The organism is Bacillus pretiosus, from assembly GCF_051294775.1.
Lineage (GTDB): Bacteria > Bacillota > Bacilli > Bacillales > Bacillaceae_G > Bacillus_A > Bacillus_A wiedmannii.
Window position 1 is genome coordinate 1158369 of the sequence record NZ_JBPPHF010000001.1, and the last position, 15592, is coordinate 1173960.

Sequence of the window (15592 nt, forward strand, 5' to 3'; positions counted from 1 at the left end):
AAAAGCCATAGATTATTCGAAGAGTAGCTAAGGAGAAAACTTATATGAGGATGAGTGTAATGAAGAAAATAATTATTTTACTCATAGCTGTAGTTTTAATTACTTTTGCTTTTTATCAATACAACAAAAAAGATAGCGTAGCTAAAAATGATAAGGTGTATGTAGAAGACTTTAAAGGAAAAAATGATTCAAATAAAATACAATCTGCTATTAATAAAGCAGAATCAAGTACAATTAAAACAGTATTGCTTGAGGATAAGAAGTATAAAATCACGTCACCAATCGTAGTGAAAAAAGGTGTAAAATTATTATTCGGTTATGGAACACAGTTTGTTGTTGAAGGTAATTTCAGAGTTCTAGAATTAGAAAAAAACGCTTCTATCGAAGGAGCCTATATAGCTGTAAACGATCCTACATTTAATTCTGAAGTTATATATTTAGACGGCAAAAATAAGTATTATAACACTTGGCACAAAACACAAATAAAAGATATAAATATTATTAATTGGACAGAAACAAATAAAGGTACTGGAATTTCTTTGTATTCTGGTGGGAAAGAAAATGAAATTTCATTTATTAACTTTGAAAATATAAAAGTTGTAGGAATGGAAACTGGGCTGAAATTAGTAGCAAAGAAACCGCAATCTGGTTATGCTTGGATAAATGCCAACCGTTTTATAAACTTCTCACTTGAAGATTGTGTAAATATGATTTATATGGATAGTAATGTAACTACACCAAATGAAATTAGCGGTAATCAATTTACAAATCTACAATTACAGCCATCAAGTAAAACGAAAAATATATTAAGAGTAAGTGGACAACATAACGAGTTCAATGGAATGGTGTGGGATTTACAGAAAATCAATCACGAAAACGAACTTATTGAACTAACTGATAAAAGTATGAATACGGTTATTAATATTACCTCTGTACAAACAAATAGAGTTTTAGATAGCGGTAAAGCAAATATAGTGAAATAAGGTTAAATACAGAAAAAGAGCGAATTCCTTATAATAGAGATCGCTCTTTTTTATTTATAGTTAAATTTCTCTCCACCAAGTTGATGAAGGATAGTCTGTAGATTTTAACGTGATAGATTCACCAATTTGTGGCGTTGCAATATTAACTCCTAAACGCTTTGCTTCTTTTGTCACACGTTCAATAGGATCACTCCATTCATGTAATGATAATGTAAAAGCACCCCAATGAATCGGAAGAAGTAATTCTCCTTTCACGTCAATATGAGCTTGCACTGTCTCTTCTGGTAACATATGAATAGCAGACCACCTTGGATCATATTGCCCGCATTCCATTAACGTAAGATCGAATGGACCGTATTTATCACCAATCTCCTTAAAGTGAGGAGCATACCCGCTATCACCACTAAAGAAAACTTTAGTCTCTTGACCAAGAATAAGCCATGAACACCATAACGAACAATCTCTATCTGTTATACTTCGTCCTGAGAAATGCCTTGCAGGTGCGCAAACTAATTTTATATTATCAAACGTAATTTTGTCCCACCAATTATATTCACTAATTTTGCTAGGTGAAACACCCCATTTAATTAAATATTGCGCAACTCCAGTTGGAACATAAAAATGCTTCGCACGATCTTTTAACAGCATAATACTCTTGTAATTCAAATGGTCATAGTGATTATGAGAAATGATAATCGCATCAATTTCTTGAAGGTCTTCACGTTCTAAAGAAAAAACACCACTATAACGTTTGCTATTAAACAGAGGGAATGGGGAAGAGGCATCTCCAAACATTGGGTCTAATAACAATGTTTTACCTTCTATTTTCAAAAGAGAAGCAGAGTGCCCAAACCATGTCACACTCTCTAAAGACTCATTATTTTTATCCGATAAAACAATAGGTAAATTCTTTAAAGGACGCAGCTTTGATTTCATTTTAAAGTAATCAGTCATTAAACCGATTATATCTTTCGGTTTAAAACTTACATCAGTATGAATTTGATTCATATATTTCTTTTTCATTCGTTCTCCTTTTTACGTTTAACAATATACGTATGTTGTTATTGTAGCTATTTGTAGTTTAAACGAAATTAATTTACCTTTCATCTTAAATTCAGTACATTTCATAAATTTGTCAAATTCATTATTCTTATATATAAAAAATAAATCAGGCAGCAGATAAAACAAATATAAAGTAAATGTAAATTGTTTTAATTTGGTAAATACTTTCTTATAAATAACAAAGAACATACGTTTTGTTATATGTTGTAGAAGAAAATACGTTTCTAATTATTAAAAGGAAGGAGAGGATGTAAGTGCAAATAGAGAGAAAAAAGAAATCAAAATGTAAACTATCAAAATCTCAAATAACTCAGCTATATGCAGAAGGGAAGAGTACCTCAGAAATAGCTACGCTTGCCAATGTGTCTGCTAGGTATATTCGTATGGTTTTAACAGACAATAACGTTCCAAGGCGTGCTATAGGGAGTTGGAAAAGGAAGTATGACATATCAGAAGATTATTTTAAAACATGGTCAAATAACATGGCTTATATTTTAGGGTTTATAGCAGCAGACGGTGTTATACAGAAAGAAAATCAATGTGTCAGTATATCTCAAAAAGAAAGTTACATTTTAGAAGATATAAAACAAGAACTACACACCAACCAGCCACTATATCAAAATAAAAAAACAGGCATATATATGCTAAACATTAATAGCAAAACAATAAAAGACGACCTTATGAACATTCACGGAATTAAGCCGTGTAAATCTTTTAACATTGAATTTCCATTTATACCAGAAGAATATTTACATCACTTTGTTCGTGGGTATTTTGATGGGGATGGTTACGTCAAGTATGAAACGTATACAGTCAGTTTTGTAGGAGGATCATATACTTTTATGAATTCTTTACATCAAATACTACAAAATCACAATTTATCAGCCGATTTACTAAATCAAAATAAACATTATCGCGTCATTTTAACCGGGAGAAAATCAATACAACTATTTTCAAATTGGATTTATACAGACAAAGATATTTATTTGTATAGAAAATATGAAGAATTTCAGAAAGAAAGTCTAAGTCTAGACCAATTAAAAGATCGAAAGCTAAAAAGAACTCAAGCTGCTGTTAAGCAGAGAAAACAAAATTTTCTTAAGGAATATATGAAAAATAAATGTATCGCTACAAGTTGTTATAATTTAGAAATAAAAGAATTAACTTTTAAAAGTTGGTTAAAAAATGATAATCAATTTAAAAAAGACTATGAAAGAATTCATTCATTATAAAAATGCAAAAAACCTTAGTATATCTATGCTAAGGTTTTTAATTTGAGATTATTAGAGGATACTTATTTTCGTTTATAGAAGTTAGTAAATACATAAATCTTACAATGAATTTAATAGTAAGGAAGGGGTTATGAAGTGTTTACTAATAATATTCCGGAGAATATATTACATACAGCTTATGAAGCTAAAATGATTTCGTCTGGAGATAATTCGCCATCTATAAAAATAAAAGGGACGAAACTTCAATATTTACTTGTAATGCTTCATCTTGGTTTTGAGTCAAATACTATAAAAACAATATTAAGTTGGACAAATGAGGAATTTGAAAGGCACATGAATTCATTAGAATTAGAAGGTTTATTGAAAAAAATAGAAGGGAGTTATTATCCAACGTGTATGGTTATAACAGCTAATGAAGGAAAAGAGTTGTATAACCTATGTGAGCCTTTAATTAAACCTACACTTAAAATCATTGAAAATTCTTCAAATCAAATTGATGCTATTTCTAAAAGAATAGAGACACTTAATCATTTATCTAAAGAATCTTATAGTCTTTTACTGTATAGTGGAGTGTTATTAGATTTTGGACAAATAAATTACATTGAAGGTAACTATTTAAAAAAGAAGCGACCTTTAAGAAATAAGAAACGATATTATTATGCAATTCAAGAACAAGAACTAACAGATATAGAGGCTTTCGGGATGTATGGTAATACGTATTTAGATTTAGGAGAAGTTCAAATTGGTCTTTATGGAAATTCTCGATATTCAACATTAAATTTAATTACAGCAGATAACGAAACATTTGAAGAATATTTTCAAAACACTAATACTGATATTAATTATAAGAAAAAGCAATTAGTAAAAGGTTTCGTAGCAGCAGATAGACAACTAGATTTACATTTAAATATAGTTTACGAAAAATTAGGCTTATATCAAAATTCACAACCTGTTATCCCTGTATTTAGATCAACAGACTTATCTATACTTAAAGAAATTGCGAACACAATCAGTAAAGATTTAGTCGTATTGTTTAAAGAAAACGATAAACCTTTAAAAGAATACTTTGTAAGCAGCAGATACTCAAAAGAAATAACTTATGAAGAGTTTTTTATTTGGTGGTATCACTTTTTCTATACAAAACTAACTGAAGAATTAATAAAACAAGGTATAATCAGAATCAGTTCTCATAAGAACCAGACATATATAATTTATTGAACAACACGTATAAATTTGACCTTCATATAAGTAGTAGGAGGGTATGTATATGACTGTTTTATGCTTAGTGAGACACGGTGAAACTGAATGGAATGCTACTGGAAAGCTTCAAGGTCGTGAGAACATTGATCTAAATAAAAATGGTAAACAACAAGCCGGAAAATGCGGTTTGTATTTGCGCGAAAACCGATGGGATGTAATTATTTCTAGTCCTTTATCAAGAGCAAAACAAACTGCTGAAATCATAAATCAATACATGTTAGCACTGGTTGAAATCATTGAAATGGAGAATTTTATAGAATGTGATTTCGGTTTAAATATAATTTTGAAAAAACATACAAATAGTAATGTCATTTTAGTTACTCATAGTGCCGTCATAAATACAATTCTAGCTTTAATATCAAACAATGAAATTGGATCAGGAAAAACAAAACTTTTTACTGCCTGTATAAGTAGCATCTATTATGATCAAGAACAATGGAAAATACGTGAATATAACAAAATTGATCATTTACAAACAGATAATCAATAAAAAAATAAATATATAGAAAACACGATGTAAAAGGAGAGAAGAATCTTGCAAAAGAAATTTATCAATCCAAAAACGATGCCACCAACTTTTGGATACTCGCATGTAGTCGAAGTTAGTAACGCTAAACGAACAATTAGCGATCAATGCTGATGGTCAAATAGTTGGCGTTGGCGATTTAGCTACACAAACGCGACAAGTATTCGAAAATATTAAATGTACATTAGAAACTTCGGAATTAAAATTTAACGATGTAGTAAAATTAACATTTTTCTTAACAGATATTTCTCAAATGGCCATTGTTAGAGATATACGAGACCAATACATTCAGCAAGTTCAGCTGTAGAAGTTAGAAAGTTAATTAACGATAACTTATTAATTGAAATCGAAGCAATTGCTGTAGCAAACTAATTTTTAAAACTTATTATTAATTTATCCATGCAATTCGTTTAATGCGTTCATTTAAAACGAATTGCTTTTTTTATTGTCTTAAATATAATTTATACCTGGATTCATTATTATCAACAACTTATAAAACAACAATAAGAACAAATAACTACACAATCCATCACACAGAATGAATCAAAAGAAAAAGGGGAGCCTAAAACCCAGTACTAACATATAATAAGTTTATCATTTTTTTACAGTTAACATAATATATATTATAGGTAGTTGTAGAAAAAAGCGATATCAGGTATCAAAAACCAAGTAAACTATACTTAATGAGACGGAGCGGAGATTTTTAGTGAGATTTACATAAAATCGTATCTAAACGAATTTCTACAGTTTTTATCATTCTTTTTGTTATAAATCCATCACAGCAAATTCAAATCAATAATCCATTAAGAATTATCGAATCAAAAACATTTTTGATCGACAAGAAATTTTTATACAGAAAAATTATTTCTATACAAAATATAAATTATTAAATTCATTTTATGTTTTACTTAATAAATTTATATTGCTATTTACACACGTTTTATAACTTTAGATTATTTGTTGTTATTTCTGTCAGTTACACTTGACTTTTATTGTACTTACCGTTCTTTATTCTAGTTAACATAACGTTTATTTTTAACATAAAAAAATCTCCCTCACCTTTAGGAAGATTTTTTAGCTTGCTAGTATTTCAGTTATATGTTTTTAATAACAATCCCAATTGTAAATAACATTGGAAAAATCTAGATTTAATAAGTCGTCTTTCTTTATAAAGAAATTAGCAACACCAGAATCTCCCCACATAATATTTAATGAATCATCTGTATCAATTTGCAACAATAACATATCATGTTGCTGGTATTTTTCTTCCCATTCCCTTGGATCTGTCTGTGTGAAAAATGGATAACCACCAATTTTATGCCCTTGATCTTTACATAAATCATCATACAGTTCGCCTAATTCAGTATTATGTTCTTCATCAACAATTTCTTCCCAATCAATTTCCTCACTAAACATCTTTTCAAATCGATAATCCCTTGATGTTACTGGTTGATAACCTAATTCAAGCTTTAATTTCGCTGCTTCAGGAATGATAAAGTCCTCTAATTCTGAAGTGTTTAAATAACTAAAATCAGTAATTACCTTATTTAAATCTTCTATAATTGTCGAATGATAAATAATTCGAAAGTCTTTTTGGATTGTTGGATGATCAAAATCTGCTCCGTAAAGTTCATCTTCAGCACTTACGAAAAACTGTAGCATACCCTTTTGAGGCATATATTCAACATGCGGCATTTCTTCAAAGTTTAGCTGCGCAAGTAACATCATAGGTTGTCCATTTGAATCTTTAGGATGCTCTTGATCTATAGGTAAATACGGATAACCACCAAATTTACTTTCAAAAAGCGTTGTCTCTGCTAATGTTCCAGACACTTTAATATAAGGTTTCACACTTTCTTCTAAAATACTACGATACTGCTCTAGTTCTTTCGGAATTTGAAGCTGATACGTATTCTTCATTACATTTGCCTCCCTTTAATAATGAATTGAAAATGCCTTACTTAATTATATAGCAAAAGATAGCTTCATTGAAAATTGTTAAAAATCCGTTTTCACCCTCGTTTTTTGTGCACTTGGTGGACAAAGTAGATTATGCTCTAAAACCTTTTTATTAATAGTTCGAATTAAATCCGCTGCTTCTGCAGTATTTGTATTTTCTTTTAGCTTTTCTTTTAAATCATCAATTTCCTTTGAAAGCTCAATCCACCTAGGTAAAACATGATTATTCTTTAACGTTCTATAAAGTTGCTTTTCAGGATTGTATGAAAGGTCTTTATCAAGATTAAGAGGTTTCCCTTTACCTGGCAAATTATCAAAAGACCCTTTCTTTTCTGCTTCTTTAACGATAGAACTAATATGATCCTCATACGTATAAGACCAAACTTTCTCATCTTTTACTAATATCTCTTGCTTTTTTAGTTTTTTATCTAGTTCTTCTTGATTCATAGACTCTCTCTCCTTTTTAATTTAGAGTGTTGTTTTTGTAAGTTTTAATGCTTTCAATCCATCAAACAACTTTTCTCGCCACCAAACACCGCCATGTCCGCCTTGAAACTCTTCATAAGTAATTTGGTACCCTTTTTCTTTTAAAGCTTTATACAGGCGTCTATTAGCCGTTAAAAGAGGTTTGTTTTCAAGTTCTCCTGCTGCTATGTAATTTTCAATCCAAGGAATTTGATTTTCATAACCATCCTTTTTCCAATGCACGGATCCAGACATTGACAACACGTTTCCGAAAACATGTGGATTTTGAAGTGCTGCATAATAAGCTGCTAAGCCACCAAGACTGAAACCGGCAATTGTTGTATGTTTCGCTTCTTGATGCACACGATACTTAGCGTGAATCCACGAAAGTAATTCCTCCGTTAAAAATGCATTCATTTTATCGTTATAAGTTAGCTCTTCTAGTCGATCAACAGGATCTATTGCAACAGCAATACAAGATGGGATTTCTTTTTCGTATATTAAATAATTGAGTGTTCTTGCAATTGAAAGGTTATTAATGAATGAATTCCCATCAAATGCAATGAGAAGTTCTTGAAGATGTGAAGTGTGAGAATAGTCATGAGGCGTATAAATATGAATTTTACGTGTGTTATTTAAAATCGTACTATGAAAAGAATATGTTTCAATTTTTCCAGATGGATAATGATCTGAAGGGAAACGACTGCTATACTGCACTTCCATCCCTATACTTAACACTGATGCTTTATTAGCACCTTCTCCAAATGTATTTCCATTAAATCGATCTAGTTCGTACTGTTCACTACGCTTTATCCAATCATTTTCGAAAAAATCGTTTACTGAAAAATAGTAAGTTGAAATAAAACTCTTATCCGTCCTAAACGTTTCATACCAAATATCTGTCTGTAACAATCGTTTTAATTGATTTACAGACAGATCCCAACCAGGAAAACTACCGAATACATAAACATTTTCAGTTTTTTGGTCCCCTAACCATATATACGTTATAAGCTTATACTGATTATTTACAGGACATTGTTCTATTAGCGGCGTATGATTTGACTTTATTTCATGCAAAAAAGTATAAAAAGCTTTCTCGTTTCCATTTTTTAATTGATTATTAAGCTCCTCTAACTTAGGACTAATTATTGAAGTCACCCATCTTCCTCCTTTGTATTTCTTTTCACTAGATTGCTTTTATAAAAATTAGGATTAGGATGATATTGTATTTAGATGAGTTATTTATTAGAAAGTTTATCAATTGCCTGAATAGAAAGTTCCAACGCTTTGATTCGTCTTGTTAAAAGAGTTCTTTGCGGACTACCTACTTTAGACTTATCATAGGCTCTCTCAATTGATGGAAGTAAACCAACAAGGACATTACGAGCTTCTGCTAACTCTTCTTGACTATACTGGTGACTTTCTTGATTCCAAACGTTTTCTAGTACTGCTAACCCTACACAAACGGCTTTAAGTCGTTTTTTCACTAATGTAGTATTTGCACCTTTTTGAGTCATCTGTAATAGTGCATTTTCAAGTTTACGAATAGTCGATTGTAAAGATTTTATTGATTCCGATTTATCTATATTTGATACGTTTTCCATTTTACTGTTGTTCCTCCTGGCTTAACTTATTTAATACTGGATATAATAAGTACTTGATTTCACTCGGAATATTTTATCATAAATAACTAACGATATTCGAGTTGGACAATCCATTAAAGGAAAACAATCGCTAAACGCCTCTCCTCCCTTACTTCATTCTATAAGTACTTCTTTCTGCACATTAAAATTCCTATATAAGCAAGGTATAAATATTGTCTTTTTTATGAACAAAAAACGCACAAGCAGCATAACTTGTACGTTTTAATTTTTATTCAGTAAGATAATATAGTAATAATTTTCGCGCTTTCTCATAATTCATGAAATCTCTATACAAAACGGGATACTTCACAATTTCTGTTTCTATAGAACGATATTGCGGAAACCATTCAAAAAACGATTTCCTTAACCACTTTATTTGCTGAAACGTAATGTTCTGTTCGTTTCCATTTAGTACAGAACTTAAAGTACCTGCTGTATGCATCCAATAATGATTAAAATCAGCGTTTATACAGTCATCCAAAAAGCGTTAGTAACATATACGACAAAATAACGCTTTTATGTATATTTATTCAGTTCTGAAATTACTAACCCGAGTATTTCGGAAGAATATGCATCGCTTTTGTATATTTAATCTTAAGTTACAGAAAAAGGTAAAGCGTATTTCAAATGCTTTACCTTTCTTTTTTGTAATAAATGAGTGTAGTTTTATCATTTAATTTCTTTATTACTTCTGTTCTTTTATACCCCATTTTTTCGTATAGAAAACAATTTCTTTCTTCTTCTAAAATCGTAGCAAGTTCAAAACTCCTTGCTTTTGGAAACATCTTTTCAATTAAAATAAGTACCTTTTGAGCGATTCCTTTCCCTTGATAGATTGGATGAATGAACATTGGACTGATCCAAAATTTATAAGGTAGTTCTTTTTGGGATATACATATCGCTCCAACAAGGTTCGAATCTATTATCATCTTATAAAAGTTGTTGCTTGGATTATTTATCCTTAAAATAGTTTTTTCAATAGTTTCATTTGCTGGATTTGTTTCATAGCCTTTATATTTATTTAATAAAGGGCTAAATGAGTCTATTTGCATTTGAAATAAAACTGCTGCATCATTTTCTGTTGCCTTCTCTAATGCAATCTCCATGTTACCAATTTAGTCGCTTTCTTAATGAAGTTATATGCGCTGTATGATGACGTCCATGCCATGCATATAGTCCAATTGCAGCAGCAAGTTTTGTTTCACCAGTTTCTGGATGATTAAATGTCTTTTCTAGATCTTCTAGTTCTAGAGAATATAAAAGGTTAACCCATCTTTTATGTAACGATTCTAACATTACTAGTGAAACGTCTACTGGTAATTTAGAATCAGGTAGTTCTGCCCACTTCTCTTCTTTATATGGTTTAATAGTAGGATTCTTTTCTGTTAGTGCTAATTTAAAGCGTATGTAGCTATTCATATGGCTATCAACAACGTGATGAACTACTTGACGAACCGTCCATCCACCAACTCGATATGGTGTGTCTAACTGCTTCTGATCTAAATCTTTAATTGCTTTTGCTAGTTCATTAGGTAAATCTTCAATTTCTTGAATCCATGTATCAATCATTTCTTCAGTTATAGGACGTTTGTATGTAAATTGTCCAATTGGATAACGTAAATCATTCATGTATAAGTCCCCCTTAATATAAGCGCGAAGTATTTCTCCATATATAATGTACAAAATTCACATGTTCTCCATTTAATTCTACAGATGTTGTATCTGCTTCGTTATGATAGGAAGAAAACCCGCTTTTTTCTAATACACTTTGTGATGCGAGATTATTAGTAGTTGTTTTAGCATGAATCTCATTAATTTTATTATTTTTCGCTACGTCTAAAACTAATTTTACAGCTGCTGTTGCAACCCCTTTTTTAGTAAACTTTTCTCCGACTCGATACCCTAATGAACTGCTTCGAGTTTCTGTATCAATATCTACTAAATTTATTCGTCCTACAATTTCTTTTTCTTCATTACGAATTAAATAAAAATAAGAATCTCCATCCGCTTGTTCTATTAATAAATCGTCTAGTAGCTTTCGGAAATATTCAAAATTAAAATATTGTGAGCCACGATTTGGTACCATTGTTTCAAAAAAAGATTTATTCGTAAGTTCAAACGTAAATAAATCTTTAGCATCGTGTTTCTTTAATTGTTCTATGTATATTTTCATCTCGCTCACTCCTTCTATATATACTAACTGTTATATATTCTTTTTAATCGATTATTTTCCTGCTATTTCTTTCGCTTCAGTAATACAGCAAGTAGTACTTTCGGATGAAATAGGTGCAATGGACTACGAATTAAATTCATCACTCTTACTAATCGAATATAAACATCAGAGTCAGTTGCAGATAGTTCATATATTTGTTTCGTATACCATAGCTGAAATTTTTGCTTCATCGATAATTTTCTTGTTAGCTGAGGATGACGTGATATTTCCGTTGTAGTCATTTCCCAAGGAGTTTGTATAATATTAGCGGTCTTTTTATAAAATCGCTGTGTAAATGTTTTATCAAGTTTTTGTCTCTTTTGCAAAAGTAACTGCAATTGGTGAGCTTCCATAGCTGCAACTGAAACACCTTGCCCAAAAACAGGATCAAAACGACAATGTGCATCCCCAACTACTAACAATCCTTCTGGTAAATGATTAACTAAATCAAATCGCCGACGTACTTGATAAGGAATTTTGTACGTTTTGATATTTGAAATTGCCTCAGCTTTATTTAGAAAATCTGTCACATTAGAAATTGATAGGTTTTCAGCAAAATCATAAAACTCATCATCTGTTTGTGGTGCTTTCTCATTTGCATATCCGCTGAAAGTAACAAAATAGCGATTATCCTCAATCGTTTGAATAAGAACACCATACGGATTGTCAGGGAAACTTGGAGACATTAGCATATTACAACAGTCTAATTTCTCATTTTCATTGAGTTTAAACATTCTAGTTGCGTAAAACAAATCAATGCGCACTTTCTCTTCTTGCACTTCAATATTGTATTCACGTAACCACGCTATACTTTTTGAACCGAATCCGCTTGCATCAACAACAATATCTGCTTGAATTTCTTCTTGCGTGCCCGTCTCTAAGCATTTAGCTTTTACTCCACTTACTTTGTTAAGCTTTCCATCTACTAATAAACCATCAACTAATGTTCCAAATTTAGTGGTAACATTTGAAATATCATTAATTCGTTTTTGAATATGCCATTCAAGCAAAAACCTACTTTGTTGAATCATATGTACTTTACCTATGAATTGCTGTTTCCATAAACCAAATTGATGCCATTTTATATCACGAGTAAAGTTATTTACGATACTACCTGTTTCAATTAATTCATTAGTGATAGTAGGAAACAATTCCTCAATCGCTTTTTCTCCACCTTTTAATAACACATGAGGATGATTACTTTGTGGAACTCTTTTTCTCGAAGACTTTCCATCCCATCTTTCACCAGCTTCTATAATGATTACTTCTTTAAAAGTAGATGATAATGCTTTTGCTGCGAGTTTTCCTGCGATACTTCCGCCAATAACGATAGCCTTATTAAACATATTTTCCCCCTTAATGAAAGAAGACCCTGCCTTGTATGAATGAAACAGGATCTAAACGAATAGTTACTACATTAAAACACATGAGTAAATTGTAACGTTAAAATTAAAATGCCTAATCCCCATACGTAATACGCGAATACTTTTAAGGAGTGACGTTTTAAATATTGAATCATCCATGAAACGGCTATATAACCGAAAAACGCTGCTGATAATGTGCCGACGATTAAAGATGTACTAGAAATAGATTCTGCTTTCCCTTGATAAACATCTGCTAATTGCAAAATAATAGCTCCGACAATGGCTGGCGTTGATAATAAAAAAGAAAAGTAAGCAGCAGTTTCGCGGTCTAATTTCCTCCATAATGCGGCGACAATTGTCATTCCAGAACGAGAAATTGCTGGAAAAATAGCAGCCGCTTGAAATGAACCAATGATAAATGCATCTTTATATGTAATGTCGTCCATTTTTTTACGACCATTCTTTTGTTTATCGGCCATATATAGAAAGAATCCTGTCACTAAAAACTCCCAACCAATCGTAATACCTGTTTTTGAAATATCCTCAAAAAAGTCTTTAAATAATAATCCGATTACAACTGCGGGTATCGTCCCAACAATAAGTAGTAACATTAGTTTTGAAAATGGATTTTTAATTAAATATATAAATTCTTTCTTATAATAAATAAACACAGCAAGTAAAGTTCCAATATGAAGCATCGTATCTAAAAACAATCCGGCTTCATCTAATTGAAACAAATGCCTTCCTAAATAAAGATGCCCTGTACTACTTATCGGTAAAAACTCTGTTAAACCTTGTATGATCCCTAAAATAAAAGCTTCTAACCAATTCATGATGGTCCCCTTTCTCGTTTGCTTGTACCAATATATGAAGGTTAAATTTTCGATATGAAAAAAACTATATTTCTCTATGAATTTACTTGTAATTTATGGATATATATGTAAAGAGAAGTAAGGAGGGTTACTATGTGGCAACATACGAAATTCGGCAATGTATTACTGTGGGCAGGACCTATCCTTGTGTTTATAGGGTTATGTATGACAAATGTTATTTCTGATATTCCTTTCTTTGAAGGAAAACATAAAACAATTGGAATTGTATTTATATGTATAGGTGTATGCTGTTTTATTGTTGCGAATCATTTAAAAAAAGGAGAAAAATATGGGGACTAAATTTAAATAAAAAAACAATCCCAGTCTATGTGCTAGGATTGTTTTTTTGTTACTTATTTATAGAATACTTTATCAACGTTATATTTTGCTTTATATTCATTAATAATGTAAGTTTCGTAAATTTCTCTTTCTGTTGGATCCTCTACGATACATGCATCGATGCGGTATACTTCATCACGGTGATTTTTAATTGGTGAAACATTGTCTTCAAAATGCTTCTTAATACGTTGTCTAATTTTACGAGCTTTACCTACGAAAAGAAGTTCGTCATTAATATTGTAAAACATAAAAATGCCGCCTTTATCTCTAGGGAACAAGTGGAAATCGATAAATCCATTAATTGGAGTAATTATTGGCTCGTCTCCTTTAATAACTTGTTTACGTTCAGTAATTGAAACATCAGCTTCAGGAATATTAATTTTAATCAAGTTCATTCACGTCCTCTTTTATTATAAAGATAAATAATAGCATACATATGTAAGAAAAGCTACGTTCAGAGGTATATTTCATTTTATAATTCAAATATTATAGGGATATCATGTAAAGTTTTTTTCCAAATCATATGATCACTTGATGCTCCCCAATAATCCTTCAGTACATAACTAGGCTCTCCAAACTTCTTCGTCCATATACTTTGCGCTTTTTTGTATCCACTATCTAAACAGTATTCTGTTATTCCTCTGCTAAGTAACGTAATATACATTGCATGTAGTAATAAATTACCTATACCCTTTTGTTGATATTCAGGTAGTACGAATACAGTTCCTATTTCATATAAATCTTTAAATACACCACCTGTACAGCTATGAATCAATGTACTTGCTGGACCGATTTCAATTGTTCCAATGATTTTATCATTACTTGTATCAATTGCTAATAAAAAGTAACGACTGTCTCCATTGCTCTCCATATCATTTTTCAAATACTGTTTTTTCGTATGTATTTCATTTTCTATGTCATCCAATAATTGTGATAACCCTTCATTATTAAATGTGTCAGTAATAACAAGACGAAAAAACAAATTCATTTCATCTATATCATCCGAATTGGGTCTCCTAATTTCAATGTTATACACGACCTAAATCTCCATTCTTTTATAATATAAGAGGAATTGTTAATACCATACTTTATATACTCTATTCAACATTATTCTACAAATGCCTGCATAGATCCAGCAGTATAGAAAGCTCAGAATAAATATTGATAGAATAATTTTTATATCCAAAGTTGTATGAACAGTAGGACCTAATACAGGAAATCGAAAGATATCAAGAACGACCATAATTCCTATAAGTAAACATATCGCCGAAAAGGAAACAATCCAAATCCTTCTCTTGAATTGTATAAAGGATACTCCTAACGCTATACCTAATAAACCTGTAGTAAAAGGAAAGACAATTAGTTCGCTTGGCTCAATAATAAATAATAGGAGAATAGTAAGAATGTAAGAAAGTATTCCCGTGCGAGTAGAATAACAAATAGCGAAAAATATAGGCAGCGTCGCAAAAGGACTAATAAATAAGCCTATACCAGGGAGTAGGTTCCCGGCAGATTGAAAAATAGCAGCAAGTGAACCGAGTAACGCTGTAATCACTAACCTCTTTGCTGGCGTCATCTTTCTTTTATGAACAAAATTCGCATCATGCGCGATCATCGGTTGATACCAATAGTTTCTAAAGTGATTCATCAAAATCCCCCTAAAGATATCTAATTA

At 31.0% G+C, this 15592-nt stretch carries 18 protein-coding genes and 2 pseudogenes; 6 read left to right on the forward strand and 14 right to left on the reverse strand.

Annotated features, from left to right (window positions below):
* Nucleotides 1-44 precede the first annotated feature (44 nt).
* A complete protein-coding gene (locus ACSG5Z_RS05720; RefSeq protein ID WP_060486797.1) occupies nt 45-983 on the forward strand; it encodes a hypothetical protein in 939 nt (312 codons plus the stop codon).
* A gap of 60 nt (nt 984-1043) precedes the next feature.
* Here the strand turns inward: ACSG5Z_RS05720 and ACSG5Z_RS05725 are convergent, their stop codons facing one another.
* Nucleotides 1044-2006, reverse strand: coding sequence for an MBL fold metallo-hydrolase (locus ACSG5Z_RS05725; protein WP_435710965.1), 963 nt, complete (start codon nt 2004-2006; stop codon nt 1044-1046).
* 293 nt (nt 2007-2299) lie between these two features.
* Between ACSG5Z_RS05725 and ACSG5Z_RS05730 the strand changes: the two genes are divergently transcribed.
* The 4 genes and pseudogenes from ACSG5Z_RS05730 (at nt 2300) to ACSG5Z_RS05745 (ending at nt 5435) form a co-directional block, all read left to right on the forward strand.
* Nucleotides 2300-3277: an LAGLIDADG family homing endonuclease gene (locus ACSG5Z_RS05730; protein ID WP_435710967.1), complete on the forward strand. Its 978-nt coding sequence runs from the start codon at nt 2300-2302 to the stop codon at nt 3275-3277.
* A 135-nt stretch (nt 3278-3412) separates the two neighbouring features.
* The gene (locus ACSG5Z_RS05735; protein ID WP_435710968.1) at nt 3413-4495 is read left to right on the forward strand and encodes a hypothetical protein; all 1083 of its coding nucleotides are present in this window, start codon (nt 3413-3415) and stop codon (nt 4493-4495) included.
* Between the two features lie 49 nt (nt 4496-4544).
* A complete protein-coding gene (locus tag ACSG5Z_RS05740; RefSeq protein ID WP_435710970.1) occupies nt 4545-5027 on the forward strand; it encodes a histidine phosphatase family protein in 483 nt (160 codons plus the stop codon).
* A gap of 45 nt (nt 5028-5072) precedes the next feature.
* Nucleotides 5073-5435, forward strand: a pseudogene (locus ACSG5Z_RS05745) (RidA family protein).
* A 732-nt stretch (nt 5436-6167) separates the two neighbouring features.
* On the opposite strand, the gene ACSG5Z_RS05750 reads toward ACSG5Z_RS05745, so the two are convergent.
* The 10 genes and pseudogenes from ACSG5Z_RS05750 to ACSG5Z_RS05795 all read right to left on the reverse strand — a co-directional run bounded on the left by ACSG5Z_RS05750 (nt 6168) and on the right by ACSG5Z_RS05795 (nt 13539).
* The gene (locus tag ACSG5Z_RS05750) at nt 6168-6983 is read right to left on the reverse strand and encodes a YwqG family protein (RefSeq protein WP_435710972.1); all 816 of its coding nucleotides are present in this window, start codon (nt 6981-6983) and stop codon (nt 6168-6170) included.
* Nucleotides 6984-7061: 78 nt separating this feature from the next.
* Nucleotides 7062-7469, reverse strand: a complete 408-nt coding sequence (locus tag ACSG5Z_RS05755; RefSeq protein WP_088004859.1) for a DnaJ family domain-containing protein — start codon at nt 7467-7469, stop codon at nt 7062-7064.
* A 21-nt stretch (nt 7470-7490) separates the two neighbouring features.
* On the reverse strand, nt 7491-8645 hold the full coding sequence (locus tag ACSG5Z_RS05760) for an alpha/beta hydrolase (protein WP_435710973.1): 1155 nt from the start codon (nt 8643-8645) through the stop codon (nt 7491-7493).
* Nucleotides 8646-8725: 80 nt separating this feature from the next.
* On the reverse strand, nt 8726-9091 hold the full coding sequence (locus ACSG5Z_RS05765) for a hypothetical protein (protein ID WP_060486793.1): 366 nt from the start codon (nt 9089-9091) through the stop codon (nt 8726-8728).
* A 268-nt stretch (nt 9092-9359) separates the two neighbouring features.
* A pseudogene (locus ACSG5Z_RS05770) lies at nt 9360-9608 on the reverse strand (YxiJ-like family protein); the annotation flags it as partial.
* Between the two features lie 154 nt (nt 9609-9762).
* Nucleotides 9763-10236: a GNAT family N-acetyltransferase gene (locus tag ACSG5Z_RS05775; RefSeq protein WP_435710975.1), complete on the reverse strand. Its 474-nt coding sequence runs from the start codon at nt 10234-10236 to the stop codon at nt 9763-9765.
* Nucleotide 10237: 1 nt separating this feature from the next.
* Nucleotides 10238-10759, reverse strand: coding sequence for a YfiT family bacillithiol transferase (locus ACSG5Z_RS05780; protein ID WP_087984454.1), 522 nt, complete (start codon nt 10757-10759; stop codon nt 10238-10240).
* 13 nt (nt 10760-10772) lie between these two features.
* Nucleotides 10773-11303: a GNAT family N-acetyltransferase gene (locus ACSG5Z_RS05785; RefSeq protein ID WP_087984455.1), complete on the reverse strand. Its 531-nt coding sequence runs from the start codon at nt 11301-11303 to the stop codon at nt 10773-10775.
* A gap of 62 nt (nt 11304-11365) precedes the next feature.
* On the reverse strand, nt 11366-12688 hold the full coding sequence (locus ACSG5Z_RS05790) for an NAD(P)-binding protein (RefSeq protein ID WP_088609371.1): 1323 nt from the start codon (nt 12686-12688) through the stop codon (nt 11366-11368).
* 71 nt (nt 12689-12759) lie between these two features.
* The gene (locus ACSG5Z_RS05795) at nt 12760-13539 is read right to left on the reverse strand and encodes an undecaprenyl-diphosphate phosphatase (RefSeq protein WP_060486786.1); all 780 of its coding nucleotides are present in this window, start codon (nt 13537-13539) and stop codon (nt 12760-12762) included.
* 132 nt (nt 13540-13671) lie between these two features.
* On the opposite strand from ACSG5Z_RS05795, the gene ACSG5Z_RS05800 reads away from it, so the two are divergent.
* Nucleotides 13672-13878 carry a hypothetical protein gene (locus tag ACSG5Z_RS05800; protein WP_087984457.1) on the forward strand — a complete coding sequence of 69 codons (207 nt, stop codon included), beginning with the start codon at nt 13672-13674 and terminating at the stop codon, nt 13876-13878.
* A 53-nt stretch (nt 13879-13931) separates the two neighbouring features.
* On the opposite strand, the gene ACSG5Z_RS05805 is transcribed toward ACSG5Z_RS05800, so the two are convergent.
* The 3 genes from ACSG5Z_RS05805 to ACSG5Z_RS05815 all read right to left on the reverse strand — a co-directional run bounded on the left by ACSG5Z_RS05805 (nt 13932) and on the right by ACSG5Z_RS05815 (nt 15565).
* Complete coding sequence (locus tag ACSG5Z_RS05805) at nt 13932-14312, reverse strand: nucleotide excision repair endonuclease (RefSeq protein WP_001048941.1); 381 nt, start codon at nt 14310-14312, stop codon at nt 13932-13934.
* Between the two features lie 77 nt (nt 14313-14389).
* A complete protein-coding gene (locus ACSG5Z_RS05810) occupies nt 14390-14953 on the reverse strand; it encodes a GNAT family N-acetyltransferase (RefSeq protein ID WP_435710977.1) in 564 nt (187 codons plus the stop codon).
* Nucleotides 14954-14992: 39 nt separating this feature from the next.
* Nucleotides 14993-15565, reverse strand: coding sequence for a YybS family protein (locus ACSG5Z_RS05815; protein ID WP_060486783.1), 573 nt, complete (start codon nt 15563-15565; stop codon nt 14993-14995).
* Nucleotides 15566-15592 lie beyond the last annotated feature (27 nt).

Excerpts from the sequence above, each read along its gene's own strand:
- ACSG5Z_RS05720 (WP_060486797.1), top strand. The coding sequence starts at position 45 with ATGAGGATGAGTGTAATGAAGAAAATAATTATTTTACTCATAGCTGTA.
- ACSG5Z_RS05725 (WP_435710965.1), bottom strand. The coding sequence starts at position 2,006 with ATGAAAAAGAAATATATGAATCAAATTCATACTGATGTAAGTTTTAAA.
- ACSG5Z_RS05740 (WP_435710970.1), top strand. The coding sequence starts at position 4,545 with ATGACTGTTTTATGCTTAGTGAGACACGGTGAAACTGAATGGAATGCT.
- ACSG5Z_RS05750 (WP_435710972.1), bottom strand. The coding sequence starts at position 6,983 with ATGAAGAATACGTATCAGCTTCAAATTCCGAAAGAACTAGAGCAGTAT.
- ACSG5Z_RS05755 (WP_088004859.1), bottom strand. The coding sequence starts at position 7,469 with ATGAATCAAGAAGAACTAGATAAAAAACTAAAAAAGCAAGAGATATTA.
- ACSG5Z_RS05765 (WP_060486793.1), bottom strand. The coding sequence starts at position 9,091 with ATGGAAAACGTATCAAATATAGATAAATCGGAATCAATAAAATCTTTA.
- ACSG5Z_RS05775 (WP_435710975.1), bottom strand. The coding sequence starts at position 10,236 with ATGGAGATTGCATTAGAGAAGGCAACAGAAAATGATGCAGCAGTTTTA.
- ACSG5Z_RS05780 (WP_087984454.1), bottom strand. The coding sequence starts at position 10,759 with ATGAATGATTTACGTTATCCAATTGGACAATTTACATACAAACGTCCT.
- ACSG5Z_RS05785 (WP_087984455.1), bottom strand. The coding sequence starts at position 11,303 with ATGAAAATATACATAGAACAATTAAAGAAACACGATGCTAAAGATTTA.
- ACSG5Z_RS05790 (WP_088609371.1), bottom strand. The coding sequence starts at position 12,688 with ATGTTTAATAAGGCTATCGTTATTGGCGGAAGTATCGCAGGAAAACTC.
- ACSG5Z_RS05795 (WP_060486786.1), bottom strand. The coding sequence starts at position 13,539 with ATGAATTGGTTAGAAGCTTTTATTTTAGGGATCATACAAGGTTTAACA.
- ACSG5Z_RS05800 (WP_087984457.1), top strand. The coding sequence starts at position 13,672 with ATGTGGCAACATACGAAATTCGGCAATGTATTACTGTGGGCAGGACCT.
- ACSG5Z_RS05805 (WP_001048941.1), bottom strand. The coding sequence starts at position 14,312 with ATGAACTTGATTAAAATTAATATTCCTGAAGCTGATGTTTCAATTACT.
- ACSG5Z_RS05815 (WP_060486783.1), bottom strand. The coding sequence starts at position 15,565 with ATGAATCACTTTAGAAACTATTGGTATCAACCGATGATCGCGCATGAT.